Origin of the sequence: Actinokineospora sp. NBRC 105648 (assembly GCF_030269645.1) — a bacterium.
GTDB lineage: Bacteria > Actinomycetota > Actinomycetes > Mycobacteriales > Pseudonocardiaceae > Actinokineospora.
On the sequence record NZ_BSTR01000002.1, the window covers coordinates 176,856 to 199,457 of the forward strand.

Annotated in this window: 17 protein-coding genes and 1 pseudogene; 9 read left to right on the forward strand and 9 right to left on the reverse strand. The window is 71.8% G+C overall.

Translation table 11 applies throughout. The annotated features are described in order from the left end of the window. Positions 1–161 precede the first annotated feature (161 nt). The gene (locus QSK30_RS02060) at positions 162–1,778 is read left to right on the forward strand and encodes an alpha/beta hydrolase (RefSeq protein ID WP_285499033.1); all 1,617 of its coding nucleotides are present in this window, start codon (positions 162–164) and stop codon (positions 1,776–1,778) included. Between the two features lie 48 nt (positions 1,779–1,826). Here the strand turns inward: QSK30_RS02060 and QSK30_RS02065 are convergent, their stop codons facing one another. The 5 genes from QSK30_RS02065 to QSK30_RS02085 all read right to left on the reverse strand — a co-directional run bounded on the left by QSK30_RS02065 (position 1,827) and on the right by QSK30_RS02085 (position 9,822). Further along, a complete protein-coding gene (locus QSK30_RS02065) occupies positions 1,827–3,836 on the reverse strand; it encodes a P-loop NTPase family protein (protein WP_285499034.1) in 2,010 nt (669 codons plus the stop codon). 46 nt (positions 3,837–3,882) lie between these two features. Further along, on the reverse strand, positions 3,883–4,599 hold the full coding sequence (locus tag QSK30_RS02070; RefSeq protein WP_285499035.1) for a TSUP family transporter: 717 nt from the start codon (positions 4,597–4,599) through the stop codon (positions 3,883–3,885). Positions 4,600–4,654: 55 nt separating this feature from the next. Further along, on the reverse strand, positions 4,655–7,477 hold the full coding sequence (locus QSK30_RS02075) for an aconitate hydratase (protein WP_285499037.1): 2,823 nt from the start codon (positions 7,475–7,477) through the stop codon (positions 4,655–4,657). A gap of 384 nt (positions 7,478–7,861) precedes the next feature. Beyond that, positions 7,862–9,349 (reverse strand): flagellar basal body protein FliL, encoded by a 1,488-nt coding sequence (locus QSK30_RS02080; RefSeq protein ID WP_285499039.1) that lies wholly within the window; start codon positions 9,347–9,349, stop codon positions 7,862–7,864. Beyond that, entirely contained in the window at positions 9,346–9,822 is a 477-nt protein-coding gene (locus QSK30_RS02085; protein ID WP_285499040.1) for a hypothetical protein, read from the reverse strand. Before QSK30_RS02085 ends, QSK30_RS02080 begins: the two co-directional genes overlap by 4 nt. 206 nt (positions 9,823–10,028) lie before the next feature. Here QSK30_RS02085 and QSK30_RS02090 point away from each other — a divergent pair, with 206 nt between their 5' ends. The 3 genes from QSK30_RS02090 (at position 10,029) to trxA (ending at position 12,188) form a co-directional block, all read left to right on the forward strand. Then, the gene (locus tag QSK30_RS02090) at positions 10,029–11,375 is read left to right on the forward strand and encodes an NlpC/P60 family protein (protein WP_502871778.1); all 1,347 of its coding nucleotides are present in this window, start codon (positions 10,029–10,031) and stop codon (positions 11,373–11,375) included. Positions 11,376–11,454: 79 nt separating this feature from the next. After that, entirely contained in the window at positions 11,455–11,850 is a 396-nt protein-coding gene (locus tag QSK30_RS02095; protein ID WP_285499044.1) for a MerR family transcriptional regulator, read from the forward strand. After that, positions 11,850–12,188, forward strand: coding sequence for a thioredoxin (gene trxA / locus QSK30_RS02100; protein WP_285499046.1), 339 nt, complete (start codon positions 11,850–11,852; stop codon positions 12,186–12,188). The genes QSK30_RS02095 and trxA overlap by 1 nt, the downstream gene beginning before the upstream one ends. A 41-nt stretch (positions 12,189–12,229) precedes the next feature. Here the strand turns inward: trxA and QSK30_RS02105 are convergent. Beyond that, positions 12,230–13,339: pseudogene (locus tag QSK30_RS02105) on the reverse strand (transcription termination factor Rho, short form); the annotation flags it as partial. Between the two features lie 442 nt (positions 13,340–13,781). Further along, on the reverse strand, positions 13,782–14,141 hold the full coding sequence (locus QSK30_RS02110; RefSeq protein ID WP_285499048.1) for a hypothetical protein: 360 nt from the start codon (positions 14,139–14,141) through the stop codon (positions 13,782–13,784). A 138-nt stretch (positions 14,142–14,279) separates the two neighbouring features. Between QSK30_RS02110 and QSK30_RS02115 the strand changes: the two genes are divergently transcribed. Continuing rightward, positions 14,280–14,837 carry a GrpB family protein gene (locus QSK30_RS02115; protein WP_285499050.1) on the forward strand — a complete coding sequence of 186 codons (558 nt, stop codon included), beginning with the start codon at positions 14,280–14,282 and terminating at the stop codon, positions 14,835–14,837. 36 nt (positions 14,838–14,873) lie between these two features. On the opposite strand, the gene QSK30_RS02120 is transcribed toward QSK30_RS02115, so the two are convergent. Beyond that, positions 14,874–16,916, reverse strand: coding sequence for a S9 family peptidase (locus tag QSK30_RS02120; RefSeq protein ID WP_285499052.1), 2,043 nt, complete (start codon positions 16,914–16,916; stop codon positions 14,874–14,876). A 90-nt stretch (positions 16,917–17,006) separates the two neighbouring features. Between QSK30_RS02120 and QSK30_RS02125 the strand changes: the two genes are divergently transcribed. The 3 genes from QSK30_RS02125 to QSK30_RS02135 all read left to right on the forward strand — a co-directional run bounded on the left by QSK30_RS02125 (position 17,007) and on the right by QSK30_RS02135 (position 19,709). Then, positions 17,007–17,705 (forward strand): SDR family oxidoreductase, encoded by a 699-nt coding sequence (locus tag QSK30_RS02125; protein ID WP_285499054.1) that lies wholly within the window; start codon positions 17,007–17,009, stop codon positions 17,703–17,705. A gap of 88 nt (positions 17,706–17,793) precedes the next feature. Then, positions 17,794–19,149: a DUF2252 domain-containing protein gene (locus QSK30_RS02130; protein ID WP_285499055.1), complete on the forward strand. Its 1,356-nt coding sequence runs from the start codon at positions 17,794–17,796 to the stop codon at positions 19,147–19,149. Positions 19,150–19,283: 134 nt separating this feature from the next. Beyond that, positions 19,284–19,709 carry a pyridoxamine 5'-phosphate oxidase family protein gene (locus QSK30_RS02135; RefSeq protein ID WP_285499057.1) on the forward strand — a complete coding sequence of 142 codons (426 nt, stop codon included), beginning with the start codon at positions 19,284–19,286 and terminating at the stop codon, positions 19,707–19,709. Positions 19,710–20,799: 1,090 nt separating this feature from the next. On the opposite strand, the gene ligD is transcribed toward QSK30_RS02135, so the two are convergent. Beyond that, on the reverse strand, positions 20,800–21,789 hold the full coding sequence (gene ligD / locus QSK30_RS02140) for a non-homologous end-joining DNA ligase (protein ID WP_285499059.1): 990 nt from the start codon (positions 21,787–21,789) through the stop codon (positions 20,800–20,802). Between the two features lie 76 nt (positions 21,790–21,865). Between ligD and QSK30_RS02145 the strand changes: the two genes are divergently transcribed. Beyond that, a complete protein-coding gene (locus QSK30_RS02145; protein ID WP_285499060.1) occupies positions 21,866–22,525 on the forward strand; it encodes a nucleotidyltransferase domain-containing protein in 660 nt (219 codons plus the stop codon). The last annotated feature ends 77 nt before the right edge of the window (positions 22,526–22,602 follow it).

Here is a 22,602-nt window from a genome sequence, read left to right on the forward strand (position 1 = left end):
CGCTGTGAATGGGTGTCCACGACTGGTGGACACCCATTCGGCGCACGAGGAGCGGCCCCGGCTGAACGTCGGCGCCGATTGCTGCGTATCGCTTATTTCCCCCGGTGTTCGGACATGTGAGTCTGCCATTGTCGCTCACTTCGTCTCGCCAGGGAGAATACGTGGCCCTCCATTCCGCGCGCAGCGCGCTGCGCACCGTCGTGCTCACCGCCGCCGTGCTCGCCTCGGTCGCCAGTACCGCTGCGGCCCTCCCCGCCGCGGCCGCGCCCGCCGCCCCGGCGCCCGCCCCGGCCGCCGCGCCCGTGGTCTGGCACGAGTGCCCACCCGCGGAACTGGCCACCATCCCCGCGGGCGACCGGGCAAGGTTCAGCTGCGCCGACTACGCCGTGCCGCTCGACCACGCTCGGCCCCGGCTCGGCACGATCAACCTCGCGCTGCTGCGCCGGGCCGCGGGTACCCCGTCGGCCAAGATCGGCTCGTTGTTCCTGAACAACGGCGGTCCGGGCGCCAGCGCCTTCGACTTCGCCAAGAACGCCGCCGCCCGCTTCGAACAGCCGGTGCTCGACCGCTTCGACCTCATCGGGTTCGACCCGCGCGGGGTCGCCCGCAGCACCCCGCTGCGCTGCTTCGCCACCCAGGAGGACTACGACGCGGTCTTCGGCAAGGCCGCGGCGATCCCGCTGACCGGGCAGCAGGAGCGCGACACCATCGCGGCCAACCGCGAGTACGGCCGCTTCTGCGCCCGGTTCGCTGGTCCCCTGCTGAGCCAGGCGAGCACCGAGGCGGTCGCCCGCGACCTCGACCTGCTGCGCGAGGCCGTCGGCGACGAGCGGCTGACCTTCGTCGGCTTCTCCTACGGCACCCTGCTCGGCGCCACCTACGCCAACCTGTTCCCGCAGCGCTCGCGGGCGATCATCCTCGACGGCAACGTCGACCCGAGGCTGCGCCTGGCCGACGGCCTGGAGTACGACCACCAGCGCACCCAGGGCATCGAGATCGCGCTGGCGGGGTTCCTCGCCGAGTGCGACCGCGTGGGGCCCAAGTGCGCGTTCAGCGGCGGCGCCAAGGCGAAGTTCGTCGAGGTCCGCGAGTACCTGAAGGCACACGGCCCGCTGACGCTGCCCAACGGCAGTCAGGTCGGCTACGAGCAGTGGATCGGCACCACGGCGAGCAGGCTCTACTCCCCGTCCCGCTTCGTCGACTACGCCAAGGCGCTCCAGGAGGCCTACGCCGTCCTGCACCCGACCGCGCGCACCGCGGGCCTGGACCGTGCCACGACCGACGCACTCTTCGCGTCCCCGACCGAGGGCAGGCGCGACAGCCACCCCGACACCCCGTACACCGCGGACGACTCGTACGCGGCCGTCAACTGCTCGGACAAGCCGTTCCACACCCCCGCGCGCGACGTGCCCAAGGTCGCCGACCGCTGGGAGGCCGAGCTGCCGAACTTCGGCCGCTACGGCGTCTGGGGCGACACGGCCATCTGCGCCGACTGGCCGGTCGAGCACCCGGACCGCTACACCGGGCCGTGGAACCGGGCCACGCCCAACCCGCTGCTGGTGCTCGGCAACTACTACGACCCGGCGACCCGCTACCTGTTCGCCCAGCGGATGAGCGCGCAGCTGGCCGACGCCCGCCTGGTCAGCGTGGACGCCTTCGGCCACTGCATCCTGGGCAACAGCAAGTGCGTCGGCCTGATCGCCGCCGACTACCTGATCAACCTCAGGGCCCCGGCCCCCGGCCAGGTCTGCCTGCCCGACCGCCGCCCGTTCGACTGACCAGTCCGGAGCCGCCTGCCGGGTGACCCGGGTGGTTCGCCACCCGGGTCACCCGGTCCCGGGCAGGCCGAGGGTCTTGCGGTACTGCCACAGCTCGTCCGAGGCGACCTGCCAATCCAGGCCCAACCGCCGCCGCGCACCGGCCAGGAACGCCACCTGCCCGGGCTCCACCGCGGCGGCGTTGTCGGTGTCGAAGACCTGCAGGGTCGTGGCGCAGAGCACCAGGAAGGCCGACGCCTGGCCGCTCACCCGCTCCAGCTCGCCGGAGGACCGCAGGACCACCTCGCGGGACGCCTCGGCCATCGCGGCCGGGTCCTGGTGCGCGGCGGCCTCTTCGAGCTCCTTGACGAACAGGAACACCGAGTCGCGCTCGGTGGCCCGGGCGGCGTCCGTGAACGCGGCGATCTTGCGGGCAAGGTCCGCGTGCACCAGCCGCCGCGCCACTTCGGCGATGTCGGGCTGGTACCGGTCCGCGCTCACGTCGAGCATCTCGATCGCGCACCGGCGCAGCTCGCGGGGGACCCCACCGGAGAGGCAGTGGCACAGGGCCACGAACTCGCGGGAGAGCCCCGGCAGGCGCCGCTCCAACCACTGCGCGGTCTCCGCGTGGGTGAACGGCTCCAGCACCAGCATCTCGGAGAACGCGCTGTCGAAGGCGTCCCGGACCGCGATGCCCCGCCGCTCGAAGCTGCTGATCGCCTCATCGGAGACCGACACCACGAACAGGCAGCCGGGCACCCCGAAGATCCCCTTGATGTCGTTGACGAACTCGTGCGCCTTCTCCGGCTGCCCGATCTTGTCCAGCTCGTCGATCGCCACCACCAGCCGGTCGCACCGGCCTGCCGCGCGCAGCACCGCGGCGGCGCGACCGGCGAAGCGCCGGAACTCCTCGACGATCTCGGGGTGGGTCAGCGGCTGCTCGGCCCGCTGCGCCTGCTTGGTGCGGCCGACCTCGCCACCGCCCGGGGTGCTGATCTTGCCGGACCAGCCGGTGGTGTGGGTCTGCAGGAAGCGGACGCGGTCGAGCTGGTCGACGGCGTAGGCGCGCAGCACCGGCAGGTCGCGGTCGGCGCCGGTGAGCGATGGGGGCACCGCGCGCCGCACCGCCCGCAGGAGTCCGCACCCGCCCCGCCAGAGGAACCCCAGGACCTCCAGCGCCAGCAGTCCGGCGAACACCACCGCGAAGTACGCGCCGACGGACATGGCGCGGTTGGCCTCCCAGACCTGCTTGGCCAGATCCAGTGCGGTCGCGGGCACCGAGGTCCTGGCGACCAGGGCCGTGGTCAGCACCGTGGCCGCCAGTCCGGTGAGGATGACCCCGATGTGCAAGGCCCACCACCGAGTGCGGGCCCGTCGCCGCTGGGCCCGCTCGGTGCGCACGTACGGGTCGACCACGGTGTCGGGGTGGCCGCTCGGGTCATCGATCTCGTGGATCACCTTGCGGCACAGCAGCGCGTAGAGGTGCAGGATGAAGTCGCGGGCGTCGTAGCGCGCGGGCGCGGAGGCGACCACGGTCAGCGGAGGTCGCTCGGAGACGGTCAGCTCGCCGCCCAGCAGCGCCCGCAGCAGGGTCGACTTGCCCGCGCCGCGCCTGCCCGCCAGGGCGACCGCGCCACCGGCGTCCGAACGGGACAGGATGCGCAGCAGCGTCCGCACGGCGTCGGTCTCCACCAGGCTGGTGTCGTCGCCGTCATCGGCGTACAGCTCGGCCGTCGGGGTCGCGCCGAGGGTGCCGCAGGCGAGCGGGACCCGTTGCGCCCGCGCGTACCGGCGGATCGCGGGGAGCACCGCGGTGATGATCAGGCGCTCCTCGTGCTCGCCCAAGCCCTGGACCGGCGGTGCGCCGGCTTTCACACTGTTCCGCCGCACCGCGTCGTGGGCGGCGCGCACCTTTGCCAGCAGCACCGCGTCGTCCGACAGCGCTTCGACCACGTCCACCGGCGACACACCGGTCTCACCCAGCACCTGGACCGCCGGTGGCCGGTGCGCTGCCCGCCGCACGAGTCCGGGCAGCAGCGCACGGGCCACGGCCCAGTCGTCGGTGGTGGGCTGGTCCACGTCCGCCCCCTGCTCGCTCGGTCGGTCGGTGATCGACTCTAGCGGCTCAGCCGAACACGCTCTGCCCGATCAGCACGAGCGCGCTCAGCGCCGCCACCACCAGCACGCCGACCCGGACCCGGCCGCCGTGCAGGAACCGCCGCAGCGGCCCGGACACCAGGAAGCCGACCACCATGAACGGGACCAGCACCGCCGCCGCGACGAGGTGCTCGGTGTGCACCCGGCCCGCGGCCCAGAGCGTGACCACCGAGGAGACCGACGCCAGCAGGAAGTACGCGCCCAGCGTGCCCCGCACCGTCGGACCGGACTGGTGCTGGTAGAGCAGGGCGATCGGCGGCCCGCCGATCGACGACACCGTCCCGAAGGTGCCCGAGGCGATGCCCGCGACCACCAGCGCGGGCCGGGTCGGCGACGGGTGCCAGGTGACCAGCGACAGCGCGACGCACACCAGCACCGAGACGCCGATCACCACGTTGGACGCGCTCACCGCCACGGTCGCCAGCACCGCCAGGCCGAGCACGTTGCCCGGCAGGCGCCCCAGCATCGCCCACCCGACGCCGCCCCAGTCCACCGAGCCGCGCTCGCGCAGGGTGGACATGGCGGCCTGCGCGCACGCCACCACGAGCACTGGGACCGGGACCAGCGCCGGGTCGAGCAGGGCGAGCAGCGGGCCCGCGATGATGTTGAGGCCGTAGCCGATCGCGCCCTGGACCACCGAACCCACCAGGACGATCAGCCCCGCGACCACCAGCACCGTGCTCACGACGCGGAGCGGGGGCCGCCCGAGACCGGACGACCCCCGCTCCACCGACAGCACATCAGCTGTTGACCATCTTGCGCAGCACGTACTGCATGATGCCGCCGTTGCGGTAGTAGTCCGCCTCGCCCGGGGTGTCGATCCGCAGCACCGCGTCGAAGTCCACAGTGGACCCGTCGGTCCTGGTCGCGGTGACCTTGACCGTGGGCGGGCTGGCCCCGTCGTTGAGCGCGGTGACCCCGGAGACGTCGTAGGTCTCAGTGCCGTCGAGGCCCAGCGACGACGCGGTCTCGCCCTGCGGGAACTGCAGCGGCAGCACGCCCATGCCGATCAGGTTCGACCGGTGGATGCGCTCGAAGGACTCCGCCACCACCGCGCGCACGCCCAGCAGCGAGGTGCCCTTGGCCGCCCAGTCGCGCGAGGAGCCCGAGCCGTACTCCTTGCCCGCCAGCACGACCAGGCCGACGCCCGCCTCGGCGTAGTTCTGCGCGGCGTCGTAGATGAACGCCTGCCCGCCGTCCCTGGTGAAGTCCCGGGTGTAGCCGCCCTGGACGTCGTCGAGCAGCAGGTTGCGCAGCCGGATGTTGGCGAAGGTGCCGCGGATCATCACCTCGTGGTTGCCGCGCCGGGAGCCGTAGGAGTTGAAGTCCCTGCGCTCCACGCCGTGCTCGGTGAGGTACTTGCCCGCGGGCGTGTCCTGCTTGATGGCACCCGCCGGGGAGATGTGGTCGGTGGTGACCGAGTCGCCCAGCAGCGCCAGCACCCGGGCGCCGGTGATGTCCTCGACCGGGGTCGGCTCCATCTTCATGCCCTCGAAGTACGGGGGCTTGCGCACGTAGGTGGAGTCGGCGTCCCACTCGAAGGTCTTGCCGGTCGGCGTCGGCAGCGAGCGCCACCGCTCGTCACCGGCGAAGACGTCGGCGTAGCTGCTGGCGAAGCTCTCCGCGGACAGCGCCGAGGTGATCGTCTCGGCGATCTCCTGCGGGGTCGGCCAGATGTCGGCCAGGTGCACCGGCTGACCGTCCGAGCCGGTGCCGAGCGGCTCGGTGGTGATGTCGATGTCCATCGACCCGGCCAGCGCGTAGGCCACCACCAGCGGCGGCGAGGCCAGGTAGTTCATCTTGATGTCCGGGTTGATCCGGCCCTCGAAGTTGCGGTTGCCGGAGAGCACCGAGACCACCGCGAGGTCGGACTCCTGGACCCCGGCGGAGATCTCCTCCTGCAGCGGACCGGAGTTGCCGATGCAGGTGGTGCAGCCGTAGCCGACCAGGTTGAAGCCCAGCTTGTCCAGGTACGGGGTCAGGCCCGCGCGGTCGTAGTAGTCCATGACCACCTTGGACCCCGGCGCCAGCGTGGTCTTGACCCACGGCTTGCGCTCCAGGCCGCGCTCCACGGCCTTCTTCGCCAGCAGCGCCGCGCCGATCATCACCGACGGGTTGGAGGTGTTGGTGCACGAGGTGATCGCGGCGATCGCGACCGCGCCGTGGTCGAGCACGAACTCGGCGCCGTCCAGGGTGACCTTGGTCGGCTTGCTGGTGCGGCCCTCGGCGCCGCGCGCGGCCGAGTGGTAGTCGTACGGCTCGCCGCCGCCGTTGGCCCCGCCGACCTCGTCGATCGCGGGGGAGTCGCTGGCCGGGAAGCTCTCCTCGCCCGACTCGTCCACAGCGGACTGGGCGCCGGCCGACTCGGGGGCGTCGGCGGCGTAGGTGCCCAGCGCGGCGCGGAAGGCGCTCTTGGCGTCGGTCAGCGCGATGCGGTCCTGCGGGCGCTTGGGCCCCGCGATGGACGGCACGACCGCGGCCAGGTCCAGCTCCAGCGTCTCGGAGAACACCGGCTCGACGGCCGGGTCGTGCCAGAGGCCCTGCTCCTTGGCGTAGGCCTCGACGAGCGCGACCTGCTCCTCGGACCGGCCGGTGAAGCGCAGGTAGTCGATGGTCTCGGCGTCGATCGGGAAGATCGCCGCGGTGGAGCCGAACTCCGGGCTCATGTTGCCGATCGTGGCCCGGTTCGCCAGCGGCACGGCGGTGACGCCGGAGCCGTAGAACTCCACGAACTTGCCGACCACACCCTGCTTGCGCAGCATCTCGGTGATGGTGAGCACCAGGTCGGTGGCGGTAGCGCCCGGGGGCAGCTCGCCGTGCAGCTTGAAGCCCACCACCCGCGGGATCAGCATCGACACCGGCTGGCCCAGCATGGCGGCCTCGGCCTCGATGCCGCCCACGCCCCAGCCCAGCACGCCCAGGCCGTTGACCATGGTGGTGTGCGAGTCGGTGCCGACCAGGGTGTCCGGGTAGGCCACGCCGTCGCGGACCATGACCACCCGGGCCAGGTGCTCGATGTTCACCTGGTGCACGATGCCGGTGCCCGGCGGCACGACCTTGAACTCGTCGAACGCGGTCTGGCCCCAGCGCAGGAACTGGTAGCGCTCCTTGTTGCGCTCGTACTCCAGGTCGACGTTGCGCTCGAAGGCGTCCGGCCTGCCGAAGACGTCGGCGATCACCGAGTGGTCGATGACCAGCTCGGCGGGCGCGAGCGGGTTCACCTTGGCCGGGTCGCCGCCCAGCTGGGTCACCGCCTCGCGCATGGTGGCCAGGTCGACGATGCACGGCACGCCGGTGAAGTCCTGCATCACCACCCGGCCGGGGGTGAACTGGATCTCGGTCGACGGCTCGGCGGCCGGGTCCCAGCCCGCCAGCGCCCGCACGTGCTCGGCGGTGATGTTGGCGCCGTCCTCGGTGCGGAGCAGGTTCTCCAGCAGGATCTTCAGGCTGTACGGCAGGCGCTCGGCACCCTCCACCGCGTCCAGCCGGTACACCTCGTACGAGGTGTCGCCGACGTTCAGCGTGGCACGGGCGCCAAAGCTGTCCTTACTCGGTGTGGTCACGTCCAACTCCAGTGGCGGCGCAAGTCAGTTACTCGACGGTGAGTCTCGCGCACCCCGCTGGGAAGCGCGTCGACGGCCTCACCCGGTTAACAGTACGCTTGTCCTATATAGCTCTCAAGGGGGCGCGCCGAGGAAGACCGTGTGATCCAGCACGCCTCGACCCGCGCGCCCGCCGGCCGCGCCCCTCTCGGTCCTCAGCCCCCAGCCCTCGGTCCAGGCCAGGGCGGTTTGGGGTTCGCCAACGCCGAACGGCCCGCCGGTGAGGGCGGGCCGTTCGGAGGTACTGCGCGTGCCACGAGATCCGCGACCCGTTAATTGTTGGACAATCCTACGTGTGAACAATCCGATTGTTGAACAATTGGATTGTTCACCGATCGTCGGTCACTACTTCGACATCTTCAGCAGCGCGATGATGTCGTCGGGCTGCAGGCTCTGCAGCGCGGTGATCTCCAGCTCGGTGACCGACCTGATCGGGCTCACGTACCACTTGCCGTCGACCTTGGTGGTGACCACGCCGGTGTTGGCCATCATGCCCTTGACCAGGTTGGTCAGCGCCTGCTTGGCCCCCGAGCTCATCCGCTTGCCGCCGAACTCGCTCGCCAGGTCGTCGGCGCAGAACTTCTTGGTCTCGCCCTCGGACTCGGCGGCGTAGCACTCACCGTCCTTGGTGATCTTGCCGCGCTGCCCGTCCGCCTCGACCTCGACCTCCTTGAGCAGCACCTTCGTGCCGCCCTCGACGTCCTGCGTCTCGGTCTTCAGGCTCAGGATCTTCGCCCCGCTCGGCTTCTGCCTGCCCAGCTGGTCGACCAGCACCGGGCCCACGTCGTGCAGCACGGCCATCTCGTCCGGCGGCAGCAGCTCGATCACCCGGGACAGGTCCGCGTCCAGCGCGGCGTCGGCCAGGCCGCGCACCGCGTCGCCGGGGGAGGAGGCGCCCTTGGCGGCGATGGACTGGCGCGGCCACTCCTGCTTCGCGTCGGCCAGGGCGTAGTCGGCGATCGTGTAGAACAGGCTCGGGTACCACTCGCTGTCGACCTTCACGGTCGCGATGCGGATGGGCTTGCCCTTGTTCTCGTCCTTGATGAAGTCCGCGACGTCGATCGTCTTGGTCTCGGCCTTGCTCTCGCCCATGCCGCGCGGGAACGCCGCGTCCATGAACTCCTTGGTGAAGGGCAGCTTGCTCGCGTCCGAGCTGAGCGTGACCTTGCCGCCGACCAGCTTGGTGATGGTCAGGTGGTCGTTGACCTTCTCCGCGGCGCTCTCGTCGAAGGCGAGGTTCTCGGTCTTGAGCTCGAAGCCCTCGACCTTGTTCGCGTCGATCCCGGACTTGTAGACCTTGAGCCGCTGCAGCTCGGTCGTGGTCTGGGTGTTCAGCGTGGTCATCAGGTCGCGCTCGGCCGGGGCCAGCCCGGTGAGCAGACCGGCCACGTCACCCTGCCCGATGGCGTTGACCAGGCTGGTCGCCGCGGCGGTGGGGTTCTCCGCGCCCGCCGGGGCGGAGCCGCGGTTGAGCGCCCACACGGTGACGCCCGCGCCCGCGGCCACCGCGAGCACCGCGACGACGGAGCCGATGACCAGGCCCTTGCGCTTCTTCGAGGGCTGCTGCTCCGGCGGCACCGGGAACCCGTACGCCTGCTGCCCGCCGTAGGGCTGCTGCGGGAACTGCTGCTGCGGCTGCTCGGCGCCCCACTGCTGGGTCGGCTGGTAGCCCTGAGCGGGCTGCGGGCCGGTCTGCGGGTAACCCTGAGCGGGCTGCTGACCGGTCTGCGGGTACCCCTGCTGCGGGTAGCCCTGGCCGCTACCCGGCCCACCTTGCTGTTGGTACGGGTCGTTCGGCTGCCACTGGCCGCCGCCTCCGGGTGGATAGGTCACGGTTCCCCTCCTGCGATCCTGCTTGCGCTCCTGCGCCCGCTCACGACGATGCCGACCGCGCCCAGCACGGCCAGCACGGAGCCGATGAGCGTGGTCGTCGGTCCGGCCGCCGCGATGCCGAGCGGGCTGTCCCCGCCTCCGCCTTCGACGGTCGCACCACCGGAAACGGTTCCGCTGATTATCGCTGTGACCACGCTGATCGTTGCCGAAACCCGGCGAAAACCCAGCGCGTACGCCACGACGCTCAGCGTCACCAGCGGGATGACCCCGAACCACGCGTAGAGCAGCAGCTCGAGCACGTCGCCGTCGAGGAAGCCGAGCGAGGTGATCACCCCGATCACCTCGAAGCTGTCCCGCAGCACCGTCCCGGACCGCAACCACGGCAGGAACATCCCGACGACCACGAGCACCAGGCCCACCGCCGTGCAGGCGGCGGGCAGCGCCACGCGCAGCCAGGGGTTCCTTACGGACACGCCGCCAATGCTCGCAGTCCGGCACTGAGACCGGTACACCCACCCTCGTCCGGGTGACCTTCACTGTCCTCTTTCGACACCTCGGTGCACGCTGAGTTGCACCCGGTGTTTAAGTTGTCCAAGTTTCTGCTGGTACGACTGGTCTGGAAGTGTCCCAAGTGGCACAGTCGAGGCGAACCGGACACGGGGCGGTCCGGACGAGGGAGGTGTGTGCGGTGAGCGCACGTCGAGGTTTGTCGCTAGCCGTCGTGGCCACCACGCTCGCGCTCGTCTCGGTGCTGGGGGCCACCACCGTCGCCGCCGCCGTACCGCCACCACCGCCCAATCCCAGTGACGCCGACCTGTCCAAGAGCCGCGCCGCGGCCGACGAGAAGGCGGGTCAGGTCGGGAAGCTGACCAACCAGCTCGCCGAGGCCGAGTCCAAGCTGATGACCCTGCAGGCCGAGGTCGAGGCCAAGATGGAGGACGCCAACAAGGCCCTCGTGGACCTGCGCACCGCCCAGGGCGTCGCCGACCGGGCCCGGGCCGACGCCGACGCCGCCCGGCACGAGTCCGACGGCGCGGGCAAGTCCGTCGACGACGCGCGCGGCAGGCTCGACGAGTTCGCCGCGGGCAGCTTCAAGCAGGGCACCACCGTCGGCTCGGTGTCGGCCTACCTGGGCGCGAAGAGCCCGGAGGACCTGCTGGCCAGGGCGCAGCTGCTCAACGCGGTCAGCGGCAGCGAGCTCGACGCCATGGAGAGCATGGAACGGGCCCGCACGCAGAAGGCCAACGCCGACTCCCGCGCCCGCGCCGCCCTGGACGTGGCCACCAAGCGGCAGGCCGAGGCCGAGGAGGCCAAGCGCACCGCCGACGCGGCCACCACCACCGCCCAGCAGGCCCAGCGCGACCAGGTCGCCCAGTCCGAGCAGCTGGAGGCCTCGCGCGCGGACTACGAGCGCCAGCTCGAACAGGCCCAGGCCGCCGTCGGCGGCCTGGAGAACCAGCGCGAGCGCTACCAGAACTGGCTGGCGGCCAAGCAGCGCGAGGACGAGGAGAACGCCCGTCGCGCCGCCGCCGCCCAGGCCGCGGCGAACAACAACAACACCGGTGGCGGTCCGGTGGCCAGGCCGCCCGCGGGCCGTCCGGCGGCGGGCCGGGCGCAGGCGGTGATCAACCGGGCGCTCTCCCAGCTCGGCGTGCAGTACGCCTGGGGCGGCGGCAACGGCAGCGGGCCCACCCGCGGCATCCGCGACGGCGGGGTCGCCGACAGCTTCGGCGACTACCAGAAGGTCGGCTTCGACTGCTCCGGGTTGATGATCTACGCCTTCGCCGCCGCCGGGGTCGACCTGCCGCACTACAGCGGCTACCAGGCCACCTCGGGCAGGCGGGTGCCGCTCGAGCAGATGGCGCCCGGCGACATGCTGTTCTGGTCCACCGGCGGCAAGATCCACCACGTGGCGCTCTACATCGGCAACGGGCAGATGATCGAGGCGCCGTACTCCGGCTCCCGGGTCCGGATCGCCCCGGTCCGCTACGGCGGGATCGTCGCCTCCGCCACCCGGGTGCTCTAGCCGCCCTCGCCGTCTTGACTGTGCTTACCGTGCTCGCTGGCTTGCTCTGACGCGCGCGTGAAGGTTTACCGTCGGCGGCATGCGGATCGGTGAGCTCGCCAAGCGCGTCGGGACGACCACGCGGGCGCTGCGGTTCTACGAGGACCAGGGCCTGCTGGCGGCGCGGCGCGCGGCGAACGGGTACCGGGAGTACGACGAGGACGACCTGCGGCTGGTCAGCGAGATCCAGGCGCTGCAGGCGGTCGGGCTGTCCCTGGACGACACCCGGCCGTTCGTCGAGTGCCTGCGCGCGGGGAACCCGGCGGGCGACGCGTGCGCCGATTCGATCGAGGTCTACCGGCGCAAGCTGGCCGAGGTGGACGCCTGCCTGGAGCGGCTGGGAACGGTGCGCTCGGGGCTGCTGGCGAAGCTGGCGCGGGCGATGGCCCGCGACCCGGGGACCTGTGGTGTGCCCGAAACGACTGAGGAGCGTTGATGGCTGTTGTGTCGGCCCTGCGAGTGGTCACCGATGACACCTTCGAGCAGGAGGTGCTGCGCGCCGGGGAGCCGGTGCTGGTGGACTTCTGGGCGCAGTGGTGCCCGCCGTGCCACATGATCGCCCCGGTGCTGGCCGAGATCGCCGAGGAGCTGGCGGGCTCGCTGACCGTGGTGAAGGTGAACACCGACGAGAACCCCGGGGTGGGGCGGGACTACCAGGTGATGTCGCTGCCGACGCTGATGCTCTTCCGCGGCGGCGTGCCGGTGCGGTCGTTCGTGGGCGCGCGCCCGAAGGCGCGGCTGCTGTCCGAACTGGACGACGCGCTGCGCGGCTGACGGTCCGCGCAACCGGCCCGCTCGCGCTGCTCGGGCGCTGGTCAGCGCGAGCGCGGCGGGGTGGTGCGGGTGAGCTGGGTCAGGAAGTCGGCGTTGTTCTCGGTCTTGCGCAGCCCGTCGAGCAGGGTGTCGATCGCGTTGTCCCGGCTGGTCAGCACCCGGCGCAGGGTCTGTACGGCGGCCAGCTCCTTTGTGGACACCAGCAGCTCCTCCTTGCGGGTGCCGGTCTGCGCGACGTCCACGGCCGGGAACACCCGGCGCTCGGCGGCGCGGCGGTCCAGCCGCAGCTCGGCGTTGCCGGTGCCCTTGAACTCCTCGAAGATCACCGAGTCGCCCGCCGAGCCGGTCTCGACCAGCGCGGTGGCGATGATGGTCAGCGAGCCGCCGCCGTCGACGTTGCGCGCGGCGCCGAGCAGGCGCTTGGGCGGCAGCAGGGCCGAGGAGTCGATGCCGCCGGAGAGCACCCGGCCGGAGGCGGGCGCGGCCAGGTTGTAGGCGCGGCCGAGCCGGGTGAGCGAGTCGAGCAGGACCACGACGTCGCGGCCGCTCTCCACCAGGCGCTTGGCGCGCTCGATGGCCAGCTCGGCGAGCGAGGTGTGCTCGTGCGGCGGGCGGTCGAAGGTGGCCGCGATCACCTCGCCGGGGACCGAGCGGGACAGCTCGGTGACCTCCTCCGGGCGCTCGCCGACCAGGACGAGCATCAGGTGGCACTCGGGGTGGTTCTTGCTGATGCCGTGCGCGAAGTCCTGCAGCACGGTGGTCTTGCCCGCCTTGGGCGGGGCGACGACGAGCGCGCGCTGGCCCTTGCCGATGGGCATGAGCAGGTCGGTGACCCGGGCGGTCAGCGCGTGCGGCTCGGTCTCCATCCGCAGCCGCTCGTTGGGGTAGAGCGAGGTGAGCTCGGTGAAGGCGGGCCGGGCGGCGGAGTGCCGCGGGTCCTGGCCGTTGACGGTGTCGACCTGGGTCAGCGCGGGCAGCCGCTTGCTGTCCTCGCGGTCGGTGGTGCGGGCCTGGCCGCTGATGGTGTCGCCGCGGCGCAGGCCGTGCGAGCGGATCAGGGACTGGGGGACCGAGACGTCGTCCGGGCCGGGCAGGTAGCCGTCGGCCCGCAGGACGGCCTGGTGGTGGGCGATATCGAGGATACCGTTGATGTGCATGCGAGATCCTTAGGAGAGCGCGCCGCGAGCGGCGAGCGGGAAGGGTGCGCGCGTGGACTCGGCCATCACGCGGGGAATCTCCTGGGGGGCACGTGTGCCTGCATCCATCAGGAGGAGACAGCCCGAGGATACCGACCGGCGCGCGTCGGCGCAACCGGGACCCGCCGGGCGGCTTTGTCCCCGCTCTCGGCGTGGTCCAGTGGTTCCGGGTCGGGTCGTGCGGCCGGTGTTGAATTGTTCAACAATTGAATGATTCACTTGTCCAACAGTTCTATCGTTGAACAATTCTATCGTCGAAGGATTGACAACTCGCGTTCGCTGGACCGGGTTCCACTGTGGACTGCGAAGGCGGGTGGAGTGCTGCACGCGTTGTGGGACAGGGGGTTGACGGTGGGGTCCAGTGTGGAGTGCGGTCTCCCGAAGTGGCCCTGGGGGCTCACGCCATGGCACGCGCCGCGGGGTCGATCGGCCGCTCGCACGCCATCCCGGCCGGGAAGCCGATCACCAGGGGACCGGGGTGGATCACCCGGGGCCGTTGGGCGGCTGTCGGGACCTGCGAGTCCAGCTCCAGCGGGGACGCGCACCGGTCGGCCTCGCCGGACGACGCCGTCGAGGGCCGGGCGGGCGGCGGCAGGACCGGGCGGGCGCTGACCGGTGCGGGGTCGCCGCTCTCCGGCGGTGCCTCCGTGACCCCGGTGAGGGTCCACGGGTGTGGCTCGGGCGTGTTCGAGACCAGGACCGTCGTGCAGACGGCCAAGACCGCGACCGCGCCCAACGCACTGCTGCGTGGCCGCATGGCATCTCCCCTTGCGCGGCGTGGCGGATGTCGGCGGGTGCCAGTACACCGCGCCGCGCGCGGGAGCGGATGACGGCACTTCGGGGGACACCGGATGGCTGATATGTTGGCCTGCTGCCTTGGAGGAGGAGCACAACCGTGGCCATCAGCGACGACGAACTGCGTGACGTGATCATCGGGGACCTGGCGCCGCTCACCGCGCCCATCGCCCTGTCCGACCCGGACCCGCGCTGGCCAGACCTGTTCGCCCGCGAACGTGAACGGGTGTACGACATCCTCGGCCCGGTGGTGCTGCGCCTGGAGCACGTCGGGTCCACCTCGGTGCCCGGCCTGGCCGCCAAGCCGATCATCGACCTGCTGCTCGTGGTGCCCGACTCGGCCGACGAGCCCGCCTACGCGGCACCGCTGGAGCGGGCCGGGTACGTGCTGCGCGTGCGCGAGCCGGACTGGTTCGAGCACCGGCTGCTCAAGGGCCCCGACACCGACATCAACCTGCACGTGTTCAGCGCGGGCTGCCCCGAGGTCGACCGCATGCTCGCCTTCCGCGACTGGCTGCGCGCCCACGACGACGACCGCGAGCTCTACGAGCGGACCAAGCGCGAACTCGCGTCCCAGGACTGGAAGTTCGTGCAGAACTACGCCGACGCCAAGACCGCGGTGGTGCGGGAGATCATGGCCCGGGCGAGCGCCGGCTGATCGTGGTGCCCCCGCGCGGCGGGGGCACCACCCGGGTCAGCCCAACAGGTCCGGCCGGTGCCACTGCTCGCCCAGCACGTGCTGGGCGAGGAAGGCCAGCACGGTGGCGTACCAGACCCGGATGTTGTTGGGGCGCAGGATGAAGTGGTTCTCGTCCGGGAAGTAGAGGAACCGGTGCGGCCCCGAGTCGCGCTCGGCCCGGGAGCACAGGTCCCACCAGGCGCGCATCGCCTCGTTGATCGGGACCCGGAAGTCGCGGGCGCCGTGGATCAGCAGCACCGGGGTCCGCACCGCGTCGGCGTGCCGGTGCGGGGAGTTGGCCTCGGCCAGCGCCGGGGTCATCTCGCGGCGGAAGTCGGCGGCCAGGTCGGCGGTGTCGGTCGAGTTGTCCAGGTCCCACACCGAGGCGTGCGCGACGACGGCGCGGAACCGGTCGGTGCGGCCCGCGATCCAGTTCGCCATGTAGCCGCCGAAGGACCCGCCCATGGCCGCGGTGCGGGTGGCGTCGACGTCGGCGCGGTCGACCGCCGCGTCGGTGATCGACATCAGGTCGGTGTACGGGGTGCCGCCCCAGGCGCCCCAGCCGCGCCGGACGAACTCGACGCCGTACCCGGTGGACAGGGCCGGGTCGGGCATCAGCACGGCGTAGCCGCGGGCCACCGCGATCCACGGGTTCCACCGCCACGACCAAGCGTTGCGCGAGAGCACCGGCCCGCCGTGGATCCACAGCAGCAGCGGGGCGGGGGAGTCGGGGGAGGCCTCGGCGGGCAGCGTCAACCACGCGCGCAACGGGGTGCCGTCGGTGGCCGTGGTGGTCACCTCGTCCAGGCGGCCGCGCACCGGCGGGTGCAGGCCGAGGGCCTCGGCGGGGCCGGGGACCGGACGGAAAGCACCGTCCGCCAAGGATATTCGCACCGGCGCGGGTGGACTGTCTATTGTGGAACGCAGGGCGTGCACCCACCGGCCGTCCGGCGACACCTGGGCGTCGGTGTAGGCGCCGTCGTCCGGGGTGAGCCGGGTCGGCGCGCCGGTGGCCACCTCGACCCGCCACAGCGGCGACCGGCCGTTGTCGTCGGCGACCACCACCAGCGCGGCCCCGTCCGGCGTCCACCGGATCGAGTGCGGCCAGCGGTCCCAGGCGGGCGTCAGGTGGCGGACCGGGCCGCCCGCCAGCGGGACCAGCCCGAGCCAGCGGTCACCGGGGTCGCGCGGGTCCTTGCGCCGGACCACCACCACCGCGACCGACGACCCGTCCGGGCTCACCCGCGGCCCCTCGTACTCGTGGTCGGCGTCGTCGGCCAGCGTCCGCCGGGCGCCCGTGGCCACGTCGATCGCCACGACGGTGTGCCGCTGCGCCCCGCCGGGCTCGCCGACCGCCCAGGTCGCCACGACCGCGGTGCCGTCCGGGGTGATGTCCCACGCGCTGTCCGGGCCCAGCGCCCGGCCCACGTGCCCGGTCAGGTCGCGCACCGTGCTTTCCGCGCCCGCTGCGCCATCCGTGCCCGCCTCGGTGACCAGCAGCCGGGTGCGGTCTGGGCCGAGGTCGCGGTCCCAGTGCCGCACCGGGAACCCCTCGTGCAGGATCGCGCTGACGGTCGCGTCCGCCCGGCGGGCCCGCAGCGCGGCGTCGGCCTCGAGTGAGTCGGCCGAGGGCAGCAGGTCCGAGCCGAAGACGACCGTCCCGGTCGCACTGACCACCGCGGACCGCACGCCGTTCGGGGCCGTCGCGACCACCCGCGCGTCACCGCCCGCGGCGGGCTGCACCCAGAGTGAGGTGGCCTCGTCCGCGCCCGGCTCGGCGCGGTCGGAGACGAACAGGAGATCACCGGATGGGGTGAACCCCGCACCGGATTCGCCCTCGGCGCCGCGGGTCAGCCGCCGCGCCGGGCGCGTGCCCGCCGGGTCGACCTCCCACAGCGCCCGCTGGTAGCGGGTCCCGGTGTGGTCGGGCACCGCCACCCCGACGACGAGTCTGCGCCCGTCCGGGGCCTGCCACAGCCCGGCGACCTGGGGCGCGCCGATGGCGGCGTCGAGGTCGGCGAGGGGACCGGCGGCGGGGCTGCCCGCGTCGATGATCACCGCCCTCTTATACCGAACGGGTTGACCTGGTGCGCGCTCCAGGGCCTAGCGTCGCGACGCGTACCAACCAGAGGGATTCCGGGGGCTTTCGTGAGTGACTCTCCAGTAGTGCTGATCACCGGCGGTGGCAGCGGCATCGGTGCCGCGGCCGCCCGCCAACTGCTCGACCTCGGCTGGCGGGTGACGATCACCGGCCGGGACGCGGACAGGCTCGCCCGCTTCGCCGCGGAGGTGGGCGGGCCCGACGGCCTGCTCACGCTGCCGGGTGACGCGGCCGACCTCCCAACGGTCGAGCACGCCGTGCGCGCCACCGTCGAGCGGTTCGGCAGGCTCGACACCGTGGTCGCCAACGCCGGCTTCGCCACGCACGACTCGGTCGTGGACGGCGACCCGGCGGGTTGGCGGGACATGGTGCTCACCAACGTGCTCGGGCCGGCCTTGCTGATCCGCGCGTCGATCGACGAGCTCCGCAAGACGCGCGGCCGCGTAGTCCTGGTCGGTAGCGTCGCCGGGTTCGTGAACACCCCGGGCAACATCTACGGCGCGACGAAGTGGGCGGTCACCGGCCTGGCCGAGAACACCCGCCGCGCGGTGACCGCCGACGGCGTGGGGGTCACGCTGATCGCGCCCGGGCGCACCGAGACCCCGTTCTGGGGCGACCACGAGCTGCCCGAGGGACGGATCATGACCTCGGACGAGGTGGCCGCGTCGATCACCTGGGCGGTCACCCAGCCCGAGGGCGTGGACATCAACACGGTCGTGCTCCGCCCGAAGGGGCAGCCGGTCTGAGCGTCCATTAAGGACTGATGGGGACGTGGCCGCCCAGGGTTCGACGGGCGGTCACGTCCCCGCCATGTCCGGCGTGTACGCACAGGAGATGCGCCGAACTGTGCGGTTCGTGGCCCTGTCCGCGGTTGTCGTGCTGGCGACGGGCGTGCCCGCGCACGCCGCGCCGCGCCTCTCCCGAGACCCGGTGTCGGTCATCTACGACCGCGATCACGCCCTGCACGTGCTCAACGGCGGGGCCACCGACGACGACCTGCGCACCCGCACGGACAAGCTGGCCGCCAGCGCGTGGGGGTTCTTCCGCGGCACCTCCCCGTTGTACTACCGCGATCTCGGTGAGTTGGCCCCGTCCGCCTACGCCACCGCGGGCGGCGACGTGTGGGTCACCGGCGACGCGCACCTGGAGAACACCGGCGCCGACCGCGGCGCGGACAACGTGGAGCAGTACCAGCTGACCGACACCGACGACGCCTGGCGCGGCTCCTGGACCTGGGAACTGCGCCGCGAGGCGGTGTCGGTGGTGCTCGCGGGCCGGGCGAACGGCCGCTCCGCCGCCAAGACCGCCACCGACGTGGACACGCTGGTCGCCGAGTACGCGCAGTGGATCGACAAGTTCCACGGCACCGACGACGAGCTCGGGTGGCGGCTCACCGACGCCAACACCTCGGACCTGAGCAACGACCTCATCGCCGCCGCGGCCGCCGACAAGCGCGCGGACCTGTTGTCCCGCTGGACTTCCGCCAGCGGGTCGACCCGGGTGTTCAAGTCCGACCCCGAGTTGCAGGCGGTGTCCGCCACGACACGCTCCCAGGTCGTCAGCGCCGTCGTGGCCTACCGCAGCACGGCGGGGGATCCGCTGTCCGCGGGCGAGGCTGTGGTCAAGGACGTCCGCCGCAGGCTCGGCGCGGGCACCGGCAGCCTGGGCCGCTACCGGTGGTACGCCTTGGTGGAAGGCGACACCACGGCGACCTCCGACGACCGGATCCTGGAGCTGAAGCAGGAGGTCGACCCGGCGCCCAAACCACTGGCGCCCGGCGCGACCACACTCACCGGCGGACAGCGGCCCGCGCTGGCGCTGCGCTGGTTGGCCGCGCAGTCCGACCCGCTGGCGGGCTGGGCGAGCGTGGGCCCGGTGCCGGTGCTGGTCCGGGAGAAGTCGCCGTTCGCCGAGGACCTGGCCATCGCGGACCTGACATCGTCGACGATCTGGGACGACACCGTCCGCGACACCGCTCGGCTGCTGGCCGCCGCGCACTCCCGGGCCGACCGCGACATCGCGGGCACCGGTCTCGCGTACTCGGCCGACGCGGCCATCGACGGCGCGATCACCTCGGTTTCCGGGCTGCAGGGCGAAACTCGGGCGTTCGCCACGTCTTACGCCGATCAGGTGACCGCAGATTGGCAGGCGTACGTGACGGCGAAGAACAGCGGCCGGCCGCTGTTCTGACTCTGGCGGCCCGCCGTTGTTTCTGGGGAGGTGGTGCGGCTGTCGTGCCGTCGGTCTGGATCGCTTGTCGTGTGGGGCCCCGTTCCCGGCCGGATCGTGGCCGCGCTGTCGGTGGTGTGGCCTACCTTGGGCACATGGCACTCACGCGAGACGAGCGAGAGCAGTTCCTGGCCGAGCCGCACATCGGCGCCCTGGCCGTCGACGCCGGACCCGACCGGGGCCCGCTCACCATCCCGATCTGGTACCAGTACACCCCCGGCGGCGAACTGTGGGTGATGACCGGCGCCACGTCCCGCAAGGCCAAGCTCATCCTTGCGGCGAACCGGTTCTCCCTGATGGTTGAGCGGGTCGAGCCCACGGTGCGCTACGTGTCGGTGGAGGGCCCGGTCTCCCGCACCGAGCCCGGGACCGCCGAACTCCTCCGGGAGATGTGCGCACGGTACGTGGCCCCGGAGAAGCTGGAGGACTACCTGGCCTTCGCCACCGCCAACCACGGCGAACAGATCGCCATCTACCTCCAGCCCCAGCGGTGGTTGTCGGCAGACATGGGGGAGTCGTAACCCTCCACGCGGCCACCGCCAGTGAGACTGCCCGCTCACCCGGGTGACCGGTCGCACCCCACCTGAGTGACGAGCCACGATCACCCTCACCCAGGCGACGAGCCGATGTCACCCCAACGAGCGATGTGGATACGGAACTAGAACGCCTGTTCGATTCGTTGCTCAAGAAGTCGGTGCGAGCGGGGGCCCGACGGACTCCACTGACCACCCCACCCAGACCCCCGACGCTCCGCCCAGACTGGCAGCACCGCCCCCCGATGTTCCCACCCGACGATGTTCGCACCCGACTGGACGTTCCGACCCGACCGGCAGCGGCGACCCCCGATGTACCGCCCCGACTGGCAGCGGCCCGAGTAAGGCGTGGACTCGACCTAGCGGACTCGCTTTCGTGTCAGGTCGACCCGATTCGCGTCGACCTGGTCCGCCGGGATGGACCAGCCTGGTCCGCCGGGATGGACCAGCCTGGTCCGCCGGGATGGGCCAGCGATCCCGCCCAATCCGCCCGCACGGGCTAGTTGCCCCGGCGGATGGCTAGTTGCCTCGGCGGATCAGGTCGGAGCCCCGCGCTCGATCGGAGCCGGGGTGTCGAGAGCGAGGCTTGGTGATCGAGTAGTGCTGGGGTGGGACGTGGCCTGGTGATCGGGCAGCGTCGAGGTGGGGCATGGCTTGGTGATCGGGCAGCGTCGGGGTGGGCGTGGCCTGGTGATGTCGGGGTGGGGCGTGGGCTGGTGATCGGGCAGGGTCGGGGTGGGGTGGGGTGTGGTTTGGTGATCGGGCGAGGCCGGGGTGGAGGCGTGGCCTGGTGATCGAGCTGAGCCGGGGTTTGGGTTGGTGATCGAGCCGGAGCGCCGGAGCGGGGGTTGTGGGATGGCGATCGGGCTGAGCCGGGGTTTGGGTTGGTGATCGGATCGGGCCGAGCCGTGGTGGGGGCGTGGGCTGGTGATCGGCTTGGTGGGTCCCCCGGTATTTGCGTGGACATAGGGAGACTTCCTCGCCCTACGGGAAGTGGCCCTCCCTGCGGGGAGTTGCCCTGAGGGAAGCCGCCCTGAGGGAAGTCGCTCTGAGGGAAGTCGCTCTGCGGGGATCGGATCTACGGGGATTCGTCTGGCTGGCCGGGGTCTGCGTCTGGCTGGCCCGGGTCTGCGGCGCCGTCGCGTTCGTCACGGTCTGCCCATTCCAGTAGTTGGTCCAGGCGGAAGGCTTGGTTGTCGATGGTGGCGTGCAGGTCGCCGAGTTCGGCGTAGCGGGTTGGGACGGTCGCGATTGTGCACTCGCGGGGTTCGACCGAGTCGACCTCGTCCCAGCGGATCGGGGTGGAGACCGTGGCCTCGGGGACGCCGCGGACCGAGTAGGCGCTGGCTATCGTGTGGTCGCGGGCGTTCTGGTTGTAGTCGACGAACAGGGCTCGGGGGTCGCGGTCCTTGCGCCACCACGTGGTGGTCACCTCGGTGGGGGCGCGGCGTTCGACCTCGCGGGCGAAGGCCAGGGCGGCTCGGCGGACGTCGGCGAAGCCCCACTCCGGGGTGATCCGGACGTAGACGTGCAGGCCGCTGCCGCCGGAGGTTTTGGGCCAGCCGGTGATTCCCAGGTCCGTCAGCACCTCGTGGGCCACGTGGGCGACGCGGCGGACCCGGGTGAAGTCGCAGTCGGGCATGGGGTCCAGGTCGATGCGCCACTCGTCCGGGCGTTCCGGGTCGGGGCGGCGGGAGTTCCAGGGGTGGAACTCCACTGTGGACATCTGGGCCGCCCAGACGACGTCGGCGAGCTTGGTGACGCACAGTTCGTCCGCGTACCGGTTGTACCGGGGGAAGTGCAGTCGGACCGTCTCCAGCCACGGGGGTGCGCCGTGCGGGACGCGCTTCTGGTGCACCTTCTCGCCCGCGACGCCGGTCGGGAACCGGTGCAGCATGCACGGTCGCTCCCGCAGTGCGCGCACGATGCCCTCGCCGACGGACAGGTAGTACTGGACGAGGTCCAGCTTTGTCTCCCCCCGCGCGGGGAAGTACACCCGGTCCGGGTTGGACACGCGGACGGTGAACTCCCCGACCGCTACCTCTACCGACGGACTCTTGGTCGCCATACCGACAACGTAGCCGCCGGTTCGACCTGCGGAAACAGCTTGCACCGAAGGTGGGCGAGCCGAAACCATCCCCACCATGAACCCTCGTGCGCGGGAGCTGGTGCTCGAGGTCGTGGAGCAGCGCTACCCCCGAGCCCTCGCGGCGTTCCTGGCGGGTAGCCACGCGGCGGGCACCGCGACGCGCACCTCGGACATCGACCTCGTCGTGATCCACGCGGGCCCGGCGCACCGAGACACCATCCGCCACGGTTCTCAACTAGTCGAGGTCTTCGCGCACTCCCGCGCCTCGCTTTGGGAGTTCGTCGATCGGGAGACCGAGCTCCGGCGGTCACCCTTGCTGCACATGTGCGCCACCGGTGTCCTGGTGCGCGACCGGGACGCAGTGGGCGCCGGGATCCAGGCTCAAGCCGTGCGGCGCTTCGCCGCCGGGCCGCCGCCGTTGTCCGATCACGAGCGTGATGACGCCCGCTACGCAGTCACTGACCTGCTCGACGACCTCGACGGCGCACGTGACCCCGGTGAGGCCGTCTTCGTCTCCGCGCGGTTGCTGGTCGAGGTCGCGCGGCTCGCCCTGGCGCGCGACCGGCAGTGGCTCGGCAACGGCAAGTGGCTCTGGCGCAGGCTTCACGCCCACGACCCGGCGCTGGCCGAGACGCTGCGCACCGACCCCCGAACCGGTGCGGTCGAGGTGCTGGGCCGCGTCGGTGGTTCGTTGCGGGACGGCTACCGGCGCTGAGCCGCCCCGGCTGTCAGGCTGTCGGCGAAACGGTCACACCCAAATAGTTGACACTGACTAGTCGAGTCGGGATAGTT